This window comes from Paracidovorax sp. MALMAid1276, from assembly GCF_049198005.1.
Classification (GTDB): domain Bacteria; phylum Pseudomonadota; class Gammaproteobacteria; order Burkholderiales; family Burkholderiaceae_C; genus Acidovorax.
Genome location: NZ_JBMIRS010000217.1, coordinates 1 through 16,340 on the forward strand (window position 1 = coordinate 1; position 16,340 = coordinate 16,340).

Here is a 16,340-nt window from a genome sequence, read left to right on the forward strand (position 1 = left end):
GCCCGATTTCGCTCCAACCCGAAGGGCAGTGGCCTTGTCGGGCGGTCTGCGGCGTTGCGGCGCTTGTGGATAGCCGGGCTATCCACAGCGCACCGCGCCTGGCATCCCATCCCGACAAGGCCGCTGCGCGACCCCTGGGAGATCGTAAACACGTTCTGACATGAAAACCATCGACGAAATGCTGCACCTGGATCTGATCACCCGCGAGCAGCACCTGAGCATCAGCGACTGGATCGCGCGCGCTTCATCCCCCGACGAAATTCTGCAGATGCCCGCGCCGCTGTGGCAGGCCGTGGAGCGCGCGAGCCAGGCCATGGGCATCGACCAGGACCTGTTGCGCCCGCCAGCGCTGGATGCGGGCGAAGCCATGCCCTGATACGAACGACGGGCAGCAACGAAAAAGGCGCTCCGAGGAGCGCCTTTTGCACACGTTTCAGCAGAGGAACGGCTGCATTCAAGCCATCGAATAGCCTCCGCCTTGCTGGCTGCCCCCCTTCAGGCCACGCACCAGCAGGACCAGCAGGACCACCGCAAAAGCGATGAAACACACGAAGGACCAGTTGGCAATCGAACCACCCAGGAAGGTCCAGTCAATCGCAGCGCAATCGCCCGAGCCCCGGAAGATCATGGGGATGGCGCGGCTGATGGGGTAGTTCTCGATCATTCCGTAGAAGTCTCGGCCGCAGGTGGCGATTTCGGGCGGGTACCACTGCAGCCAGCTCTGGCGCGCCGCCACAAACGCGCCGAAGCCCGAGGAGACCAGGGCCAGAACGCCCCAGCTCATCCACCAGCCTTTTGAGCCTCTAGCGCTTGCCAGGCCTGCAAAGATTGCTACACCAATGAGAGCATAGCGCTGCACGATGCACATGGGGCACGGCTCCAGGCCCACCACATGCTGCAAATACATGCCAAAGGCCAGCATCGCCACGCAGGCTGCGCTGATCAGCGCCAGCACGCGGCGCGGGGCCTGATCCATCCAGTTCAACACCATCATTCGTATCCCTCGTCCAATAGCCATTGCAAACGGCGCCGCCTTCGAAACGGGCGCGGCCCATGCCAGTGCACCCGTGGATCTGGCTCTGCCAGTCCACCGGGTGCGTCCCCCCTCAAGGGGAAGACGCGCAGCGGCTCAGGGGGAGTCAAATCCCAGCAGCGTGATCCAGAAAAACGCGGGCGCGGCGTGGTGTGACCACCAGCGTTTCACCCTCTTTGAAACCCATCTCCTTGAACTGCTGCGCAGGGATCTGCGCTTCGATCAAGGATTCCGGGGACGCATTGTCCGCTGGTTTGTGGTCACCCGTTGGAATAAGTTCCAGGCGCGCGATGGGCCCCACGACTATGGCGCGGCTGAGCTGGGCGACGATGCCGCGCGGGCGACCTTGGGGGTCGAGTCCGGCACCCGGTGAATAGCGCTCCACATCGAGGTCATGCGGCCGCACGTAGGCAAAGGCCTTGGCGTCCTGCGCCTCCTGGTGCTCGGGCGAATCGATCTGCATGCCTTCGAGGTGCACCAGGCCTTCGTGCGCGCGGCCGTGGAACAGGTTCACATCGCCCAGGAACCCATACACAAAGGGGCTTGCAGGGTGCTCCCACACGTCCTGCGGTGAGCCGCTCTGCTCGATGCGGCCCTGGTTGATCACCACCACGCGGTCGGCCACTTCCAGGGCTTCTTCCTGATCGTGGGTTACGAAGATGCTGGTCACGTGCAGCTCATCGTGCAGGCGGCGCAGCCAGCGGCGCAGTTCCTTGCGCACCTTGGCATCGAGCGCGCCAAAGGGCTCGTCCAGCAGCAGCACCTTGGGTTCCACCGCCAGCGCGCGGGCCAGCGCAATCCGCTGGCGCTGGCCGCCAGACAACTGCGACGGATACCGCTCGGCCAGCCAGTCCAGTTGCACCAGCTTGAGCAGGTCCATCACCTTCTTCTTGATCTGCGCCTCGCTCGGGCGCTCGCCGCGCGGCTTCACGCGCAGGCCGAAGGCCACGTTCTCGAACACCGTCATGTGGCGGAATAGCGCATAGTGCTGAAACACGAAGCCCACGTTGCGCTCGCGCACGTGCACGTCGGTCGTGTCCGCTCCGCTGAAATGGATGGTGCCCACATCGGCCGTTTCCAGGCCCGCGATGATGCGCAGCAAGGTGGTCTTGCCACAGCCCGAGGGGCCCAGCAGCGCGATGAGTTCGCCCGAGGCGATGTCCAGGTTCACATCGCGCAGCGCCTGGAAGTCGCCGAACTGCTTGCTGACGTTGCGGATTTCAATGCTCATGGTGTCGTTCCTTGCGAAGGCCGCTCGGGAGGAAGTTCAGCGGCAGCCTTCTGGGCTTGTTCGTTGCGGTGTTCGGCAATGGTCTTGATGACCAGCGTGACGAGTGCCAGCAGGGCCAGCAGCGACGCTGCGGCGAAGGCTGCGACGGACTGGTACTCGTTGTAGAGAATCTCCACGTGCAGCGGGATGGTGTTGGTCTGGCCCCGGATGTGGCCCGAAACGACGGACACCGCACCGAACTCGCCCATGGCGCGCGCGTTGCACAAAATCACGCCATACAGCAGGCCCCACTTGATGTTGGGCAGGGTGACATACCAGAAGGTCTGCCAGCCGCTCGCGCCCAGCACGATGGCGGCCTGCTCCTCGTCGTTGCCCTGCGCCTGCATCAGCGGAATGAGTTCGCGCGCAATGAACGGAAAGGTCACAAACACGGTGGCCAGCACGATGCCCGGCACGGCAAAGATGATCTTGATGTCGTGCGCCTGCAACCAGGGCCCGAACCAGCCCTGCGCACCGAACATCAGCACATAGATCAGACCAGCCACCACGGGCGACACCGAGAACGGCAGGTCCACCAGCGTGGTCAAAAAGGCCTTGCCCTTGAACTCGTATTTGGCAATGCACCATGCGGCCGCCACGCCGAACACCAGGTTCAACGGCACGGCGATGGCTGCGGTGATCAGTGTGAGCTTGATGGCCGACCAGGCATCGGGCTCGCGCAGGCCTTCCAGGTAAGCGCCAAAGCCCTTGCGCAGCGCCTCGGCGAACACGGCGGCCAGCGGCAGCACCAGGAACAGCAGCATGAAGGCCAGCGCAATGCCGATCAGCGTGAAGCGCACCCAGGGCGCCTCGGTGGTGCCGGCCTGGGTGCGGCGAATGGTTCGGGCGTTGTTGCCGCTCATGCTGGTGCTCCCGCGTGACGCCGCTGCCAGGCTTGCAGTGCATTGATGACAAGCAGCAGGATGAAGGAGATGACCAGCATCACCACGGCCACGGCGGTGGCGCCTGCGTAGTCGTACTGCTCCAGCTTGCCGATGATGATGAGCGGCGTGATCTCGGACACCATGGGCATGTTGCCCGCGATGAAGATGACCGAGCCGTATTCGCCCACCGCCCGCGCAAACGCCATCGCAAAGCCCGTGAGCAGCGCCGGAATGATGGACGGCAGGATCACCAGGCGGAAGGTCTGCCAGCGCGTGGCGCCCAGGCAGGTGGCGGCTTCTTCCAGCTCTTTCTCGGCGTCTTCCAGCACGGGCTGCACGGTGCGCACCACAAACGGCAGGCCGATGAAGATGAGCGCAATCACGATGCCTGCGGGCTTGAATGCGAGCTGGATGCCCATGGGCTCCAGGATGCTGCCGATCCAGCCGTTGCCGGCCAGCAGCGCCGTGAGCGAGATGCCGGCCACGGCGGTGGGCAGCGCAAACGGCAGGTCCACCAGCGCATCCACGATCTTCTTGCCCGGAAACTTGTAGCGCACCAGCACCCACGCGATCAGCAGGCCGAACACCAGGTTAACCAGTGCCGCCAGGAACGATGCGCCGAACGTGAGCCGGTAGGACGCCAGCACGCGCGGCGCGCTGATGGCCGCCCAGAACTGGTCCCAGGTGAGCGTGAAGGTCTTGAAGATCAGGGCCGACAGCGGGATCAGCACGATGATGCTGAGATAAAAGAGCGTGTAGCCGAGCGTGAGGCCGAAGCCGGGCAGCACGCGTTTGGCGCTCCTGCGGGCGCCTTGGTTGTCAGTCATAGAAGTTGTCCGTTGCACACCGCTGTCGGAAACCGGCGCGCCCCGGGCGAGGGTTGCCGCAGAAGTTGCCGTGCCACCCTGCCGCGCCGCGCTGGCGGCGCCCCTGCCCACATCACCCGGTGATGCAAGCGCAGGGGGAGGCCTCAAGGGGTGTTCACTTGGCGTAGATCTTGTCGAACTGGCCGCCGTCGTTGAAATGCACCTTCTGCGCTTCGGTCAGCGAGCCGAAGTACTTGGCCACCGCAAACTGCTTGAGCGGCTTGAAAGTGCTCTCGTACTTCTTGAGCACCTTTTCCGAGCGCGGGCGGATGGCGTGCTTGGCCGCGATTTCCTGCGCCTCGTCCGAGTACAGGTAGTCCAGATACGCCTTGGCCAGCTGGGCCGTGCCCTTCTTGGCGACGGTGCGCTCGACCACGGCCACGGGGTTCTCGGCCACGATGCTCACCGACGGGTAGATCGCATCGACCTTGCCGGCGCCGAATTCGCGGTCGATGGAAACCACTTCGGATTCAAACGTGATCAGCACGTCGCCCTGGTTGCGCTGCAGGAAGGTGGCGGTGGCGTCGCGGCCACCCTTGGCCAGCACGGGCACGTTCTTGTAAAGCTTGGCGACGAAGTCGGCGGCCTGCTGCTCGGTGCCGCCCTTCTCGCGCACAGCGCCCCAGGCGGCCAGGTAGGCATAGCGGCCGTTGCCGCCGGTCTTGGGGTTCACCACGATCACCTGCACGCCGGGCTTGATGAGATCGTCCCAGTCCTTGATGTTCTTGGGATTGCCGTTGCGCACCAGAAAGAGCATGGTGGACGTGGTGGGCGACGCGTCGTGGGGAAACTTCTGCGTCCAGTCCTTGGCCACCACGCCACTGTCCGCAAGGAATTGCACATCGGTGGTCGTGTTCATCGTGACCACATCGGCGGCCAGGCCGTCGTTCACGGCACGCGCCTGGGCGCTCGATCCGGCATGCGACTGGTCGATCTTCACGTCCTGGCCGGTGGTCTTCTTGTAGTGCGCTGCAAAGGCCGCGTTGTAGTCCTTGTAGAACTCGCGCGCCACGTCATATGACACATTGAGCAGGCTGTTTTGCGCCGAAGCCATGCCACTGGTGGCCAGGGCCAGGGCGGCCAGGAGGGTCTTGAGTCGGGAAGAGGTCATGGTGCGTGCCGGTGAAAACTGGGATGCGGCATTGTGCAGAGCAATGCTTTAAAACTCAAAAGAATATATTTTTTTAAATTTATCGAATTCAAGCATATAGAGCGACGGCGCACCCGCTACAGGCCTGGCATCCGCCTGTCCACGAATCCAGATACTGAATAAAAATCGACCTCAGCGCTTACTGAATAACGCCAAACAGCTATCACAATAATAGCAACCACGAATCGGCGGCCGCAGCAGTCCCGACCGCGCCAACCGCCGGGACGACATTCCGCAGGCAAGGCCCCCCGAAAAAAGTTGCAGGTGCTTAACCCCGCCGACGGGCGCCGTTCGTTTCAAGCAGTTCCACAACACCTTTTTTGATGGAGCTGCCATGAAAGATCTCTCCCGCGCCATCCGCGCCCTGCCGGCGGTTGCCACCGCGTTTTTGGCGCTGGCCGCCGCCCCGATGTCTGCCCATGCCGTCGGCCAGCTCGCGGATGTCAGCATCGTCGACCGCGACACGGGCGCCACCTTGCCGATTCACCGCGCCCAGGGCGAATACTGGGTGGCCGGACGGCCGGGGGCGCGCTATGCCATCACGGTGCGCAACCGCCTGGGCGAAAGGGTGCTGGCTGTTCCGTCCGTCGATGGCGTCAACGTGCTCAGCGGCGAGACGGCCGCCTGGGACCAGCGCGGCTACGTGTTCTCGCCCTACGAGCGCTACCAGATCACCGGCTGGCGCAAGAGCAGCACCGAAGTGGCTGCGTTCGAGTTTTCGATTGTGGGCGAGGCTTACGCCACGCGCACAGGGCGGCCTGCGCACGTGGGCGTGATCGGCGTGGCGCTGTTCCGCGAGCAGCCCCGCTACGCGCCCCGCCCTTCTGCCGCCCCCGAGCCCCATGGCATGCGCCGCGAAGACCGCAACGACGCCAACGATGCCGGCGGCAGCCACGGCCCGTCCAAGCGCCTGGAACGCCTGCGCGATGCGCCGGCATCCCCCGCTGCGCGGGCCCCTGCGCCCGAGGCAGAGTCTTCGGCGGCCCAGGCGGCCGACAGCCGCGCCAAGGCGGCGCCCCTGCCCGCGCCCCAACTCGGCACGGCCCACGGACAGCGAGAGACCTCGGTGGTCACCCACACCAGCTTCTCGCGCCTGCAAAGCCACCCCAACGAGGTCATCAGCATCCGCTATGACAGCCTGGCCAACCTGATTGCGCGCGGCGTGATCCGGGAGCCTATCGCGGGGCCACACGTGCCGCGCGCCTTTCCCCGGTCGGACAATGTGTCGTATGTGCCCGATCCGCCAAACTGAAACCTGGGTCGCGTGCGCGGCGCGGGGCCAGGCCCGGCCCGATCAGTGTGGCGCGCGCAGCGGATCGCTGCGGCCTCGCATAATGGCCGGGTGCCCGCTGCAGCATCCCCTGAAGACACCGATGGAGCCCGCGAGACCGACGAAGCGCTGATGCTGCGCTTTGCGGCGGGCAGCATGGGCGCGTTCGACGTGCTCTATGCGCGGCACGAGCTAGCGGTGTGGCGCTTCGTGTTCCGCAGCGTGCGGGTGCAGGCCGTGGCCGACGACCTGCTGCAGGACGTGTGGTTTGCCGTGGTGCGCAACGCGGCCCGCTATGAAGTGAAGGCGAAGTTCCGCACCTGGCTATTTACCCTGGCGCACCACCGCCTGGTGGACCACCTGCGCACCGCCAAGGACCACGCCAGCCTGGACGCCAGCGACGATGACACGCGCCGCATGGCCGACACGCTGGTGGCCGACTCGGGGTTCGGGCCGCTGCGCCAGCTGCAGTCGCGCGAGCAGGCGGCCGCGCTGATCGCCGCCGTGGAGGCGCTGCCGCTGGAACAGCGCGAGGCCTTCTTGCTGCAGGCCGAGGGCGACCTCAGCGTGCAGGAGATTGCCGAGGCCACCGGCGTGCCCTTCGAAACCGCCAAGAGCCGCCTGCGCTATGCGCGGGCCAGCCTTCGCCAGCACCTCAAGGAGTTTGCATGACGCGGCAGGACGACGAGCTGGTCCGGCGCTACCACGAAGCCAGCGAGCTTGAAGCCGCTCGCCCTGGCCCCCAGGTGCGGGATGCCGTGCGCGCTCATGCGCAGATGCTGGCCGCCGCAGCGCAGGCCAACGCTACCGATGCACCGCCGTCCACCACCCCTCCCACTGCGCGGCCCGCGGCCAACCAGCCGCGCTGGAAGATGTCGGCCCTGGCGACCGTGGCGGTGGTGGGCCTGGCGGGACTGCTGATGCTGCAGTTTGACCGAGGCACGCCCGAGGAGCGCGACACGGCCTTTGGCGCGCGGCGCGCCCCGGCGCCGGCGCCTGCCGACACGCCCCCCGCCCCGGCCGCACCTCCCGCAACTCCCTCAACACCGGCCCCATCCAGCGGCGCCCCTGCTGCGCAAGAAGCGCCACGCGCGCAACGCCACACCCTGCCGCCGCCCCCGTCGCCCTCGCCCGCACCGACAATTCCGCCCGCAGCCGAATCGCCTGCGAAGCCCCTCGCCCAGGCCGCCCCCTCGGCCTCACCCGCGCCCGCTCTGCCGCCGGTGGCGGCCGAGGCCGAGGCACCGACCCAGCGCAGCCGTGCGGCCGAGACTCCGTCGGGCTTTCCGGCATCGCCCTCACCTTCCGCTGCGCAGCGCCCCGCCGCCCGGGCCAATGCGGAAGAACGCGCGGGGTTGCGGGAAGAGGCCGCTGCGCGTGCCCAGGCGCTGCCACCGCCGTCCGCTGGAGCCCCGGCCCCCGCCGACCGAAGCCTGGCGGATGCCCCGGCCGCTCAGAAATCACGCGCCACCCCGCTACCCGCCCCGCTACCCGCCCCGCTACCCGCGCCGCTACCCATCGCGCTGCGCGACGCCGCGCGCGCCGGCAATGCCCGCGAGGTGCAAGCACTGGTGGCCCAGGGCGCACCGGTGGATGGGCGGGACACTGCAGGCCGCACCGCCCTGATGATTGCTGCGCTGAACGGCCACACCGCCGCCGTGCAGGCATTGCTGGCGCTGGGGGCCCAGACCACGCTGGTGGATGGGGAAGGCCTGAGTGCATCGCAGCACGCCCGCCGCGGGGGCTACGGCAGCATTGCTGATCAGATTGACGCGGCGCGCTGACCCGCACTGCGGGCAGGTCCCTCGACGCCCATCAGCGAAGACTGCCCCTGTTCCGGTGTCAAAAGCCCACGGCTTCGAACTGCGGATGCAGTTCGTCGATCCAGTGGTTCAGCTCGTCCTCCGACACGTCCAGATACTGCATGCAGGCCGCGCCGTGCTCACGCCATTCGCGCGTGGGCGCCAGGTTGTCGTGCTGGTTGACCAGGTAGTCAGCCAGCAGCCCCAGCGCCACCAGATGGCGCACGGTGGGGGCAAATCGCTCGTCGCCCAGGCACGAAAAATCATGGTGCAGCCAGATGGCCTGGGCCACGTCGCCCGGCAGGTGCCAGGTGCGCGCCACGATGGCGCCCATCACGGCGTGGTCGGTGCGGTGGTTGGCGTTCTCGGTCTGAGTGAAGGTGCGGTCCTTGCGCGCCAGTGCTTCGGTGACGGTGCTGCCATAGCCGCGCACCGCCTTCACCAGCACCGGCATGCCCACGTGGCAGAACAGGCCGAAGCTGTAGCCCAGGCCCGGGTCCAGGCTGTAGAGCTGGTGGCCGATGTGCTCGCAGGCGATGGCCCGGCGCTGGGAACTCTCCCAGAAGTGCTCCAGCAGCGGCGAGCGCACCATCAGCGCGTTGCGCGTGATGAAGGCCGACAACAGCTCCACCGACGGCTTGAGGCCCAGCACCGTGAGGGCCATGCCCACGGTTTGCACCGGCTGGGCCAGCCCATGCAGCGGGCTGTTGGCCAGCCGGATCAGCGCGGCCGCCATCGCCACGTCGGACGCGGCGAGCTGCTCCAGCGCCAGAGCATCCAGCTCCGGCTCGGCCATGATGGCCTGCAGACGCAGCAGCGACTCGGGGCACGGCGGGACGACGATGGCCCGCACGGCCGGGTGGACACGGGCCTGCCGGATGTGCTGGTCGATGGGGTGGGTGGCAGCGTTCACAGAAGGATAAAAAGCCGGCAGGCCGCCCGTGCAGCGCCCCAGCCCATGCCAAAACACCGCGAGACGCTAACCGTCCGTTCAGTTGCAATTCGTTGCATTGTGGCGCCAAAACACGGGCGTTCCCGCACAGTGCAGCGCCGCCGCAGGTCATTGTTGCGCAGGGCTTGCGCGACCCCGCCGTTTGTCGTTGGTGCCTGGCAGGCGCCGGACCCTGGCCCCCAGAACCAGCGCCCGTGCGCGGGCGCCGCCACCCTCGTCAGATGCCCGCGCCGTCCAGCCCTTGGGCAGCCGGGGGGCGGCTGCGCCCCGGCATGGCCTCGCCCAGAAAGTCCAGAAACCGCCGCACCGCTGGCGACAGCCCGCGGCGCGAAGGGAACACCGCGTGCACGATGGCCGGGGCCGGCGCCCAGTCGGGCAGCACGCGCACCAGCTTGCGGTCGCGCATTTCGTCCTGGCACATGTAGTCGGGCATCCAGCACACGCCCGTGCCGGCCACCGCGGCGTATTTGAGCGTGAGCAGGTCATCGGCCACATAGCGTGGCGTGTGCTGCACGATCTGCTGCACACCGCCGGGGCCGATCAGCGTCCAGGTGGATTTGCCGTCCGGGGCCGACATGGAGATGCTGTCCAGCCGGGCCAGGTCTTCCAGCGTCTTCGGCGTGCCCTGGCGGATCAGCAGCTCGGGGCTGGCCACCAGGATCTGCGTGGTGTGGTCAAGCCGCTTCACCACCATGCTGCCGCTATCGTCCAGCGTGGGGCGCACGCGCAGCGCCACGTCGATGCCCTCCTCCACCAGGTTCACCACCCGGTTGCTCACCAACATGTCGATGCGCACCTCGGGGCAGTCGGCCAGAAAGCGCGGGATCAGCTCGGCCACCACCGTCTGGGCCAGCGTGACCGGGCAGCTCACGCGGATGGTGCCGCGCGGCACGGTCTGCACCTGGGCCACGGTGTCGGCCGCGGCCTGCGCCGATTCGCGCATGGCCTGGCAGTGGCGCAGATAGGCCTCGCCGATCTCGGTGAGAGACAGCTTGCGCGTGGTGCGCTGCAGCAGGCGCATGCCCAGCTGCGCCTCCAGGTCGGACACCCGGCGCGACAGCCGCGACTTGGGAATGCCCAAAGCGCGCCCCGCAGCGGCAAAGCCGCCGCGCTCCACCACTTCGGCGAAATAGAGCATGTCGTTCAGGTCTTGCATGGTTGATCGTCCTATGAGTAGAACAATCTATCGCAATAAAAGCGGCTTATCAACAAAGGAATGCACAACCACAATGCTGGTCATGGGCGCCGCGCACGGTCCCCTCCACCGGCACCCCCACAAACCCCACCGACTTCAAGGAGCTTCCCCATGCAACTGCTGCACATCGATTCCGCCATCACGGGCGAACAGTCCGTGTCCCGCCAGCTCACCGCTCAGACGGTCACCGCCTGGAAGGCCGCGCACCCTGGCACCACCGTGCAATATCTGGACCTGGCCGCACAGGCGCCATCGCACCTGTCGGCACCGTCGCTGGGTTTTCGCACCGGCCAGGCGGCAGCCACCGAGCTGGAACGCACCGAAAACGCGCTGTCTGAAGCGCTGGTGAGCCAGTTTCTGGCGGCCGACGTGATCGTGATCGGCGCACCGCTGTACAACTTTTCCATCCCCAGCCAGCTCAAGGCCTGGGTCGACCGCATCGCCCAGGCGGGCCGCACCTTCAAGTACACCGACAAAGGCCCCGTGGGCCTGGCGGGCGGCAAGACGGTGATCGTCGCGTCCACCCGGGGCGGCGTGTACTCGACCAGCGAAGGCGGCCAGGCGATGGAGCACCAGGAGAGCTACCTGAAAGTGGTGATGGGCTTCTTCGGCATCACGGATGTGCGCTTTGTGCGCGCCGAGGGCGTGGCCATGGGCCCCGATGCCAAGGCGACCGCACTGGCATCCGCCCAGCAGGCCATCGGCACCCACACCAGCGTGGCCGCCAACCAGGCAAGCGTGTCGCAGGCAGCCTGAGCTAGCGCGATGTGCACCCGCACCGCGCCGCGCGGGAGGTGCAGTCAACTCCGCGGAGACCTAAAAAAACATGCCTTAGCGCTTCATATGCAGTCATTTGTAGCTATGTTTTTTGTAGCGTAAATTCATATCCCTGACTGTGCTGCAGGGCTGAAGCGCAACGGCGGCGGCGGTTGAAGGATGATGGCGACCCCGGGTCCACGACCCATTCCGGGCTCGCACCACCATGCCGTCGACTCCCGTTCTACCCATGCCAGCGCCCGTCGACGCCTTGAGCGTGGACGAGCGCATCAGCGCAGTTCTGGCGCCGTATGCCGATGCGGTGTCGGGCGTGATCTTCCACGCTGTGCCGGTCGGAGGCACCGAGTTTCCGCTCATCGTGGGTTGGCTGATCGTCGCGGCGCTGGTGTTCACGATCGCGTTCCGCGGCATCCAGTTCTGGGGTTTCCCACATGCCATCGCCGTGGTGCGCGGGCGCTATTCCAATCCGGCCATGCCAGGCGAGGTGACGCCTTTCCAGGCGCTGACCACGGCGGTCTCTGGCACGGTGGGACTGGGAAACATCGCCGGGGTGGCCGTTGCGGTGAGCGTGGGCGGCGCAGGCGCCACCTTCTGGATGGTGGCGGCGGGGCTGCTGGGCATGGCGACCAAGTTCACCGAGGTGACCCTGGGTGTGATGTACCGCAAGGTAGACCCCGTGACGGGCGTCGTGGCCGGAGGGCCCATGCGCTACCTGCAGACCGGCATGGCAGAGCGCGGCTGGCCAGTGCTGGGCAAGGTGCTGGCCATTTTTTTCGCCGTGTGCTGCGTGGGGGGCGCGCTGGGCGGGGGCAACATGTTCCAGGCCAACCAGAGCTTCCAGCAGGTGGTGAACGTGACGGGTGGAGCGCACAGCATGCTGGCGGGACGGGGCTGGGTCTTTGGGCTGGTACTGGCAGCGGTGGTGGGAATGGTGATCCTGGGCGGAATTCGCTCCATCGCGCGCGTGACGGAGGCTGTGGTGCCTTTCATGGCTTTGACCTATGTCGGGGCGGGCGTGGTGGTGCTGGGCCTGCATGCCGACCAGTTGGCTGGCGCAGTGGTCCAGGTGGTGGAAGGAGCATTCTCGGCCGAAGGTGTCGCCGGTGGCGTGCTGGGAGCCATGGTCCAGGGCTTCAAGCGCGCGGCGTTTTCCAATGAGGCGGGCGTGGGTTCGGCCGCCATCGCGCATTCTGCGGTGCAGACGGACCAGCCCGTATCACAGGGGTTTGCCGCCCTGCTGGAGCCGTTCATCGACACGGTGGTCATCTGCACGGTGACAGCGCTTGTGATCATCGTCACCGGCCACGTAGATGCAGGCGGGCTCACATCGGCAGCAGGCGATGCGCGCGGAGTGGCGCTGACTTCGGCCGCATTTGCCAGCGCCGTATGGTGGTTTCCGTACGTGCTCGCTCTGGCCGTCGTGCTGTTTGCGTTTTCCACCATGGTGACCTGGGCCTACTACGGGCTCCAGGCCTGGAGCTATTTGCTGGGGGGGCACGCCGCCACGGGAATGGCCTTCAAGCTGCTGTTTCTCGCCTGCGTGGTGGCAGGTGCCAGCATGGACCTCGGGCCGGTCATCGACTTTTCCGACGCGATGATTTTTGCGATGGCGCTGGCCAATGTCGTGGGTCTCTACTTTTTGCTGCCCGTCGTGCGCGAAGCGCTGTGGCGCTATCGCGCAACCCTGCATGTAGGCTGAGGCGGTGCCTCGCTGGCACTTCCATGCATCCCGTCAGGCTTTCGTCTCCGCTCGAACCGCAACCTGCGGCTGCAGCCAGATCTCTGCCAGCTGCGCGGGTGGCATGGCCGCAGCAAACAGCCAGCCCTGAAACCGGTGGCAGCCCATGCGCACCAGCAGGGCCCACTGCTCCTCCGTCTCCACGCCTTCGGCCACAACCTGCATGCCCAGACTGCGGGCCAGCGTGTTCACGGTGGCGCAGATTTCGCGGTCGTTGGCGTCCGCCACGATGTCTCGCACGAACACCTTGTCGATCTTCAGTTCGCCGACCGGCAGACGCCTGAGCTTGATGAGCGATGAGTGACCTGTGCCAAAGTCGTCGATCGAAAGTCCAAAGCCCGCGTTCTTCAGATCCATCGCTGCGCTGTAAAGCGACTCGTCCAGAATCTGCGACTCCGTCATCTCCAGCACGAGGCTTGCGGGCGGAACGCCCGTTATCTGAGCAATGCACGAAAGTGCATGGGCAAAGCGCGGCTCTCGCAGCTGAATGGCGGACACGTTGATGGACAGCACGGGCAAACGTCGGCCTGCCGTGCGCCACTGGGCCATCTGTTGGCAGGCTGCCTCGAACACCCACAAACCCAAGGGCACGATGAGCCCGCTGTCTTCTGCCAAGGGAATGAATTCGTCCGGCGGCACGGACCGGCCGTCCAGAGTCCAACGCAGCAGGGCTTCCGCGCCCACCATCTCGCGTTGAGCGTTGAGTTGTGGCTGGTAGACCAGGGTGAAATCTCCGTCTCGCACCGCTTGATGGAGCTCACGGCGCAGAGCGAGCCGAGTACGCGTGACTTCGGTGAACTCCTCGATGTAGAAACGGTAGGAGCCCCGGCCCGCGCTTTTGGTGGCGTGCAGCGCCGAGTGGGCGTGCTGGACCAGCTCGGTGGTGTGTGCGGCATCGTCTGGGAACAGGCTGATGCCGATGCTGGCCCCCATGAACTGCGCGCCAACGTCCGACAAGTCCCACGGCCGCGCAAGCCCGTCCACGATGGCTCCAGCCAGCTCTGCCAGTTCCGTGCGCGAGGGCACGCGCAGCAGCATCAACGCGAACTGGTCATTGGTCAGGCGCGCCAACAACCCACGTGCCGCCAGCAACGCGCCAATGCGCTTGGCCGCTTCGGCGAGCAAGGAATCGCCCACACGGTGTCCGTAGGTTTCATTCACGCTTTTGAAGTGGTCCAGATCGATCAGCAGCAAGGCGACCCTGCGCGCTGGGCCCTGGGGCTGGCGCGAAGCATCGGCGACGGCCCGCTCCAGCGTGTCCTCAAAATAACGTCGATTGGGCAATCCCGTGAGGGCGTCGAAGTGCGCGACCTGGTATAGCTGCTCCTCGTTGCGAAGCACGGCCGCCTCCGCCGCCCGCAGGCGATTCAGCAGTCTCACCACGATCACCTGGCGCAGCGCGGCAAGGAGCACCACCACCAGGCAACTCACAAAAATCAATGTCTGCAGGCCCGCGCGCCCGTCGCCCGCCGCAAACAACAGCCCCAGCGTGATGGCCGCCAGCGTCATCGACAACAGCGGCACAAAGTTCATGACGCGGTCACAGCGCGTACGGTAAGCCACATCACCGGAGACCTCAAAGCGCAACCAGCGCGCACCCCAACCCAGCAGCAGCGCGGAGATGCTGAACGTGGCATTGGCCCAGCTGCCGGGCACCAGGTTTCCGCTGATGACCACCAGATTCCAGTGCATCCAGCTCAGGCCATACCCGAACATGCCCATCAGCACCAGTACGTGCGAGCGCGTGACCCGTATTCCGACCGTCGGTATCGCCAGGGCTGATACACCAGCCGCCGCCAGAAACACCGCTGGATACAGTACCAGCACTGTGCCCACAGCGGCGGACTGCATCTCTTCGGCGGGCAGATACATCACCAGGGTGAAAGCCACCAGTGCCAGTATCGCGCCGCCGAAGTCGAGTGCCGCAGGGAAGATGCTGTCGCGCGGCAGGCGAGCCACGGTCGCGAGAATCACAGTGACGGTCCACACGGGGGCAGCCGCCAGAAAGAACAGGTCCGCGGGAGCCGGAAAAGGGCTCCAGCCGAGCAGCACCTGCAGGTTCCACACCAGCTGGCCCACAGCCAGCAGCAGCGCGCCGATAAACAGCCCGGTGTGCAACCGCCGTTCAGCATGTCGTACCGGAACGCGGCCTTGCCATGCCCACCAGGCTGCCAGACCGATGGTCAGTGTCCAGGAAGCATTGTCGAGAAACAACTGCGCGCGCACGTCGGCCACGGCGGGCGAAAGCGCGTAACACCCCAGCGCCAACACCACGCACACTGCCGAGAAAATGCGTTCTGACTGGGACATAGGGGGGAAGATGACAGCGCAACTACTGTTACTGAACGTATCCTTCGCATTGTGGCGGCAAGCCGCCCGGCGACCAATCTCCCGGCGATAGTGCAGGGGAATACATCTGCAAAAAAGATAGCACCCCGCGCTCGACAGTCGAGCGCGGGGTGCTACTTTGATGCAATGCCCCCCGTGCGCTGGTGCGCCCTGTCCGTGGCGAGGCCCTGCCTCAGAACCCCGGCAGCACCGAGCCCTTGAATTCGGTCTGGATGAACTTTTTCACCTCGTCCGACTGGTAGGCCTTCACCAGCTTGGCCACCCAGGGCTTGTCCTTGTCGGCCTCGCGCACGGCGATCAGGTTGACGTAGGGGCTCTTGGCGCTTTCCTGCGCGATGGCGTCCTTGCCGGGGTTCAGGCCCGCCGACAGCGCAAAGTTGGTGTTGATGGCCGAGGCGTCCAGGTCGTCGAGCGAACGGGGCAGCTGGGCGGCGTCCAGTTCGACGAACTTGAGCTTCTTGGGGTTGCTCACCACGTCGAGCGGCGTGGCCTTCAGGCCCGCGCCGTCACGCAGCTTGATCAGGCCCTTGTCCTGCAGCACCAGCAGCACGCGGCCGCCGTTGGTGGGGTCGTTGGGAATGCCGAACTTGGCGCCTTCCTTCAGGTCTTCGAGCTTCTTGACCTTCTTGGAATACAGGCCGATGGGGAAGTTGACGGTGTAGCCTGCCGACACCAGCTTGTAGCCACGGTCGGCCACTTGCGCATCCAGGTAGGGCTTGTGCTGGTAGCTGTTGGCGTCCAGGTCGCCGGCGGCCAGGGCGGCGTTGGGCTGCACGTAGTCGCTGAACTCGACGATCTGGATCTTGAGGCCGTCCTTCTCGGCGACCTTCTTGACCTGCTCGAAGATCTGCGCGTGGGGACCGCCCGTCACGCCCACCTTGATGGGCTTGTCCTGGGCCAGAGCGCCCGACGAGAAGGTGGCGGCGGCAGCGAGGGCCAGGGCGGATTGCAGAAGCAGGCGCTTGTTGTTGTTCACAGGGATAACCTTTCGTTGAGAGATGCCGGGCATCCTAGGGTTTTCCCGATAAAACAGGAACGAATAAGTTTTTATTTC

15 protein-coding genes are annotated in these 16,340 nt (G+C 66.0%); 6 read left to right on the forward strand and 9 right to left on the reverse strand.

What is annotated here, in order from left to right:
* Positions 1-160: 160 nt before the first annotated feature.
* A complete protein-coding gene (locus ACOQFS_RS17650; RefSeq protein ID WP_421564132.1) occupies positions 161-376 on the forward strand; it encodes a hypothetical protein in 216 nt (71 codons plus the stop codon).
* A 78-nt stretch (positions 377-454) separates the two neighbouring features.
* Here the strand turns inward: ACOQFS_RS17650 and ACOQFS_RS17655 are convergent, their stop codons facing one another.
* The 5 genes from ACOQFS_RS17655 to ACOQFS_RS17675 form a co-directional block, all read right to left on the reverse strand.
* The gene (locus tag ACOQFS_RS17655; protein WP_421564173.1) at positions 455-991 is read right to left on the reverse strand and encodes a disulfide bond formation protein B; all 537 of its coding nucleotides are present in this window, start codon (positions 989-991) and stop codon (positions 455-457) included.
* A 148-nt stretch (positions 992-1,139) separates the two neighbouring features.
* On the reverse strand, positions 1,140-2,264 hold the full coding sequence (locus ACOQFS_RS17660; protein ID WP_421564133.1) for a sulfate/molybdate ABC transporter ATP-binding protein: 1,125 nt from the start codon (positions 2,262-2,264) through the stop codon (positions 1,140-1,142).
* Entirely contained in the window at positions 2,261-3,166 is a 906-nt protein-coding gene (cysW, locus tag ACOQFS_RS17665; protein WP_421564134.1) for a sulfate ABC transporter permease subunit CysW, read from the reverse strand. The genes ACOQFS_RS17660 and cysW overlap by 4 nt, the downstream gene beginning before the upstream one ends.
* A complete protein-coding gene (gene cysT, locus ACOQFS_RS17670) occupies positions 3,163-4,014 on the reverse strand; it encodes a sulfate ABC transporter permease subunit CysT (RefSeq protein ID WP_421564135.1) in 852 nt (283 codons plus the stop codon). The genes cysW and cysT overlap by 4 nt, the downstream gene beginning before the upstream one ends.
* A gap of 154 nt (positions 4,015-4,168) precedes the next feature.
* Positions 4,169-5,164, reverse strand: coding sequence for a sulfate ABC transporter substrate-binding protein (locus tag ACOQFS_RS17675; protein WP_421564136.1), 996 nt, complete (start codon positions 5,162-5,164; stop codon positions 4,169-4,171).
* Between the two features lie 373 nt (positions 5,165-5,537).
* Between ACOQFS_RS17675 and ACOQFS_RS17680 the strand changes: the two genes are divergently transcribed.
* From ACOQFS_RS17680 to ACOQFS_RS17690, 3 genes are all read left to right on the forward strand, one after another.
* A complete protein-coding gene (locus ACOQFS_RS17680) occupies positions 5,538-6,455 on the forward strand; it encodes a hypothetical protein (protein ID WP_421564137.1) in 918 nt (305 codons plus the stop codon).
* A 150-nt stretch (positions 6,456-6,605) separates the two neighbouring features.
* On the forward strand, positions 6,606-7,145 hold the full coding sequence (locus ACOQFS_RS17685) for a sigma-70 family RNA polymerase sigma factor (RefSeq protein WP_421564174.1): 540 nt from the start codon (positions 6,606-6,608) through the stop codon (positions 7,143-7,145).
* The gene (locus ACOQFS_RS17690; protein ID WP_421564138.1) at positions 7,142-8,257 is read left to right on the forward strand and encodes an ankyrin repeat domain-containing protein; all 1,116 of its coding nucleotides are present in this window, start codon (positions 7,142-7,144) and stop codon (positions 8,255-8,257) included. The genes ACOQFS_RS17685 and ACOQFS_RS17690 overlap by 4 nt, the downstream gene beginning before the upstream one ends.
* 58 nt (positions 8,258-8,315) lie before the next feature.
* Here ACOQFS_RS17690 and ACOQFS_RS17695 read toward each other — a convergent pair whose 3' ends face one another.
* Both ACOQFS_RS17695 and ACOQFS_RS17700 read right to left on the reverse strand, forming a co-directional pair.
* Positions 8,316-9,188, reverse strand: a complete 873-nt coding sequence (locus ACOQFS_RS17695) for an HDOD domain-containing protein (RefSeq protein ID WP_421564139.1) — start codon at positions 9,186-9,188, stop codon at positions 8,316-8,318.
* A 256-nt stretch (positions 9,189-9,444) separates the two neighbouring features.
* Complete coding sequence (locus tag ACOQFS_RS17700) at positions 9,445-10,383, reverse strand: LysR family transcriptional regulator (protein WP_421564140.1); 939 nt, start codon at positions 10,381-10,383, stop codon at positions 9,445-9,447.
* Positions 10,384-10,533: 150 nt separating this feature from the next.
* Between ACOQFS_RS17700 and ACOQFS_RS17705 the strand changes: the two genes are divergently transcribed.
* Positions 10,534-11,178: an FMN-dependent NADH-azoreductase gene (locus tag ACOQFS_RS17705; protein WP_421564141.1), complete on the forward strand. Its 645-nt coding sequence runs from the start codon at positions 10,534-10,536 to the stop codon at positions 11,176-11,178.
* A gap of 250 nt (positions 11,179-11,428) precedes the next feature.
* The gene (locus tag ACOQFS_RS17710; protein WP_421564142.1) at positions 11,429-12,898 is read left to right on the forward strand and encodes an alanine/glycine:cation symporter family protein; all 1,470 of its coding nucleotides are present in this window, start codon (positions 11,429-11,431) and stop codon (positions 12,896-12,898) included.
* A gap of 33 nt (positions 12,899-12,931) precedes the next feature.
* On the opposite strand, the gene ACOQFS_RS17715 is transcribed toward ACOQFS_RS17710, so the two are convergent.
* The gene (locus tag ACOQFS_RS17715) at positions 12,932-15,247 is read right to left on the reverse strand and encodes a putative bifunctional diguanylate cyclase/phosphodiesterase (protein WP_421564143.1); all 2,316 of its coding nucleotides are present in this window, start codon (positions 15,245-15,247) and stop codon (positions 12,932-12,934) included.
* A 211-nt stretch (positions 15,248-15,458) separates the two neighbouring features.
* Positions 15,459-16,262 carry a MetQ/NlpA family ABC transporter substrate-binding protein gene (locus ACOQFS_RS17720; protein ID WP_421564144.1) on the reverse strand — a complete coding sequence of 268 codons (804 nt, stop codon included), beginning with the start codon at positions 16,260-16,262 and terminating at the stop codon, positions 15,459-15,461.
* Positions 16,263-16,340: the final 78 nt, after the last annotated feature.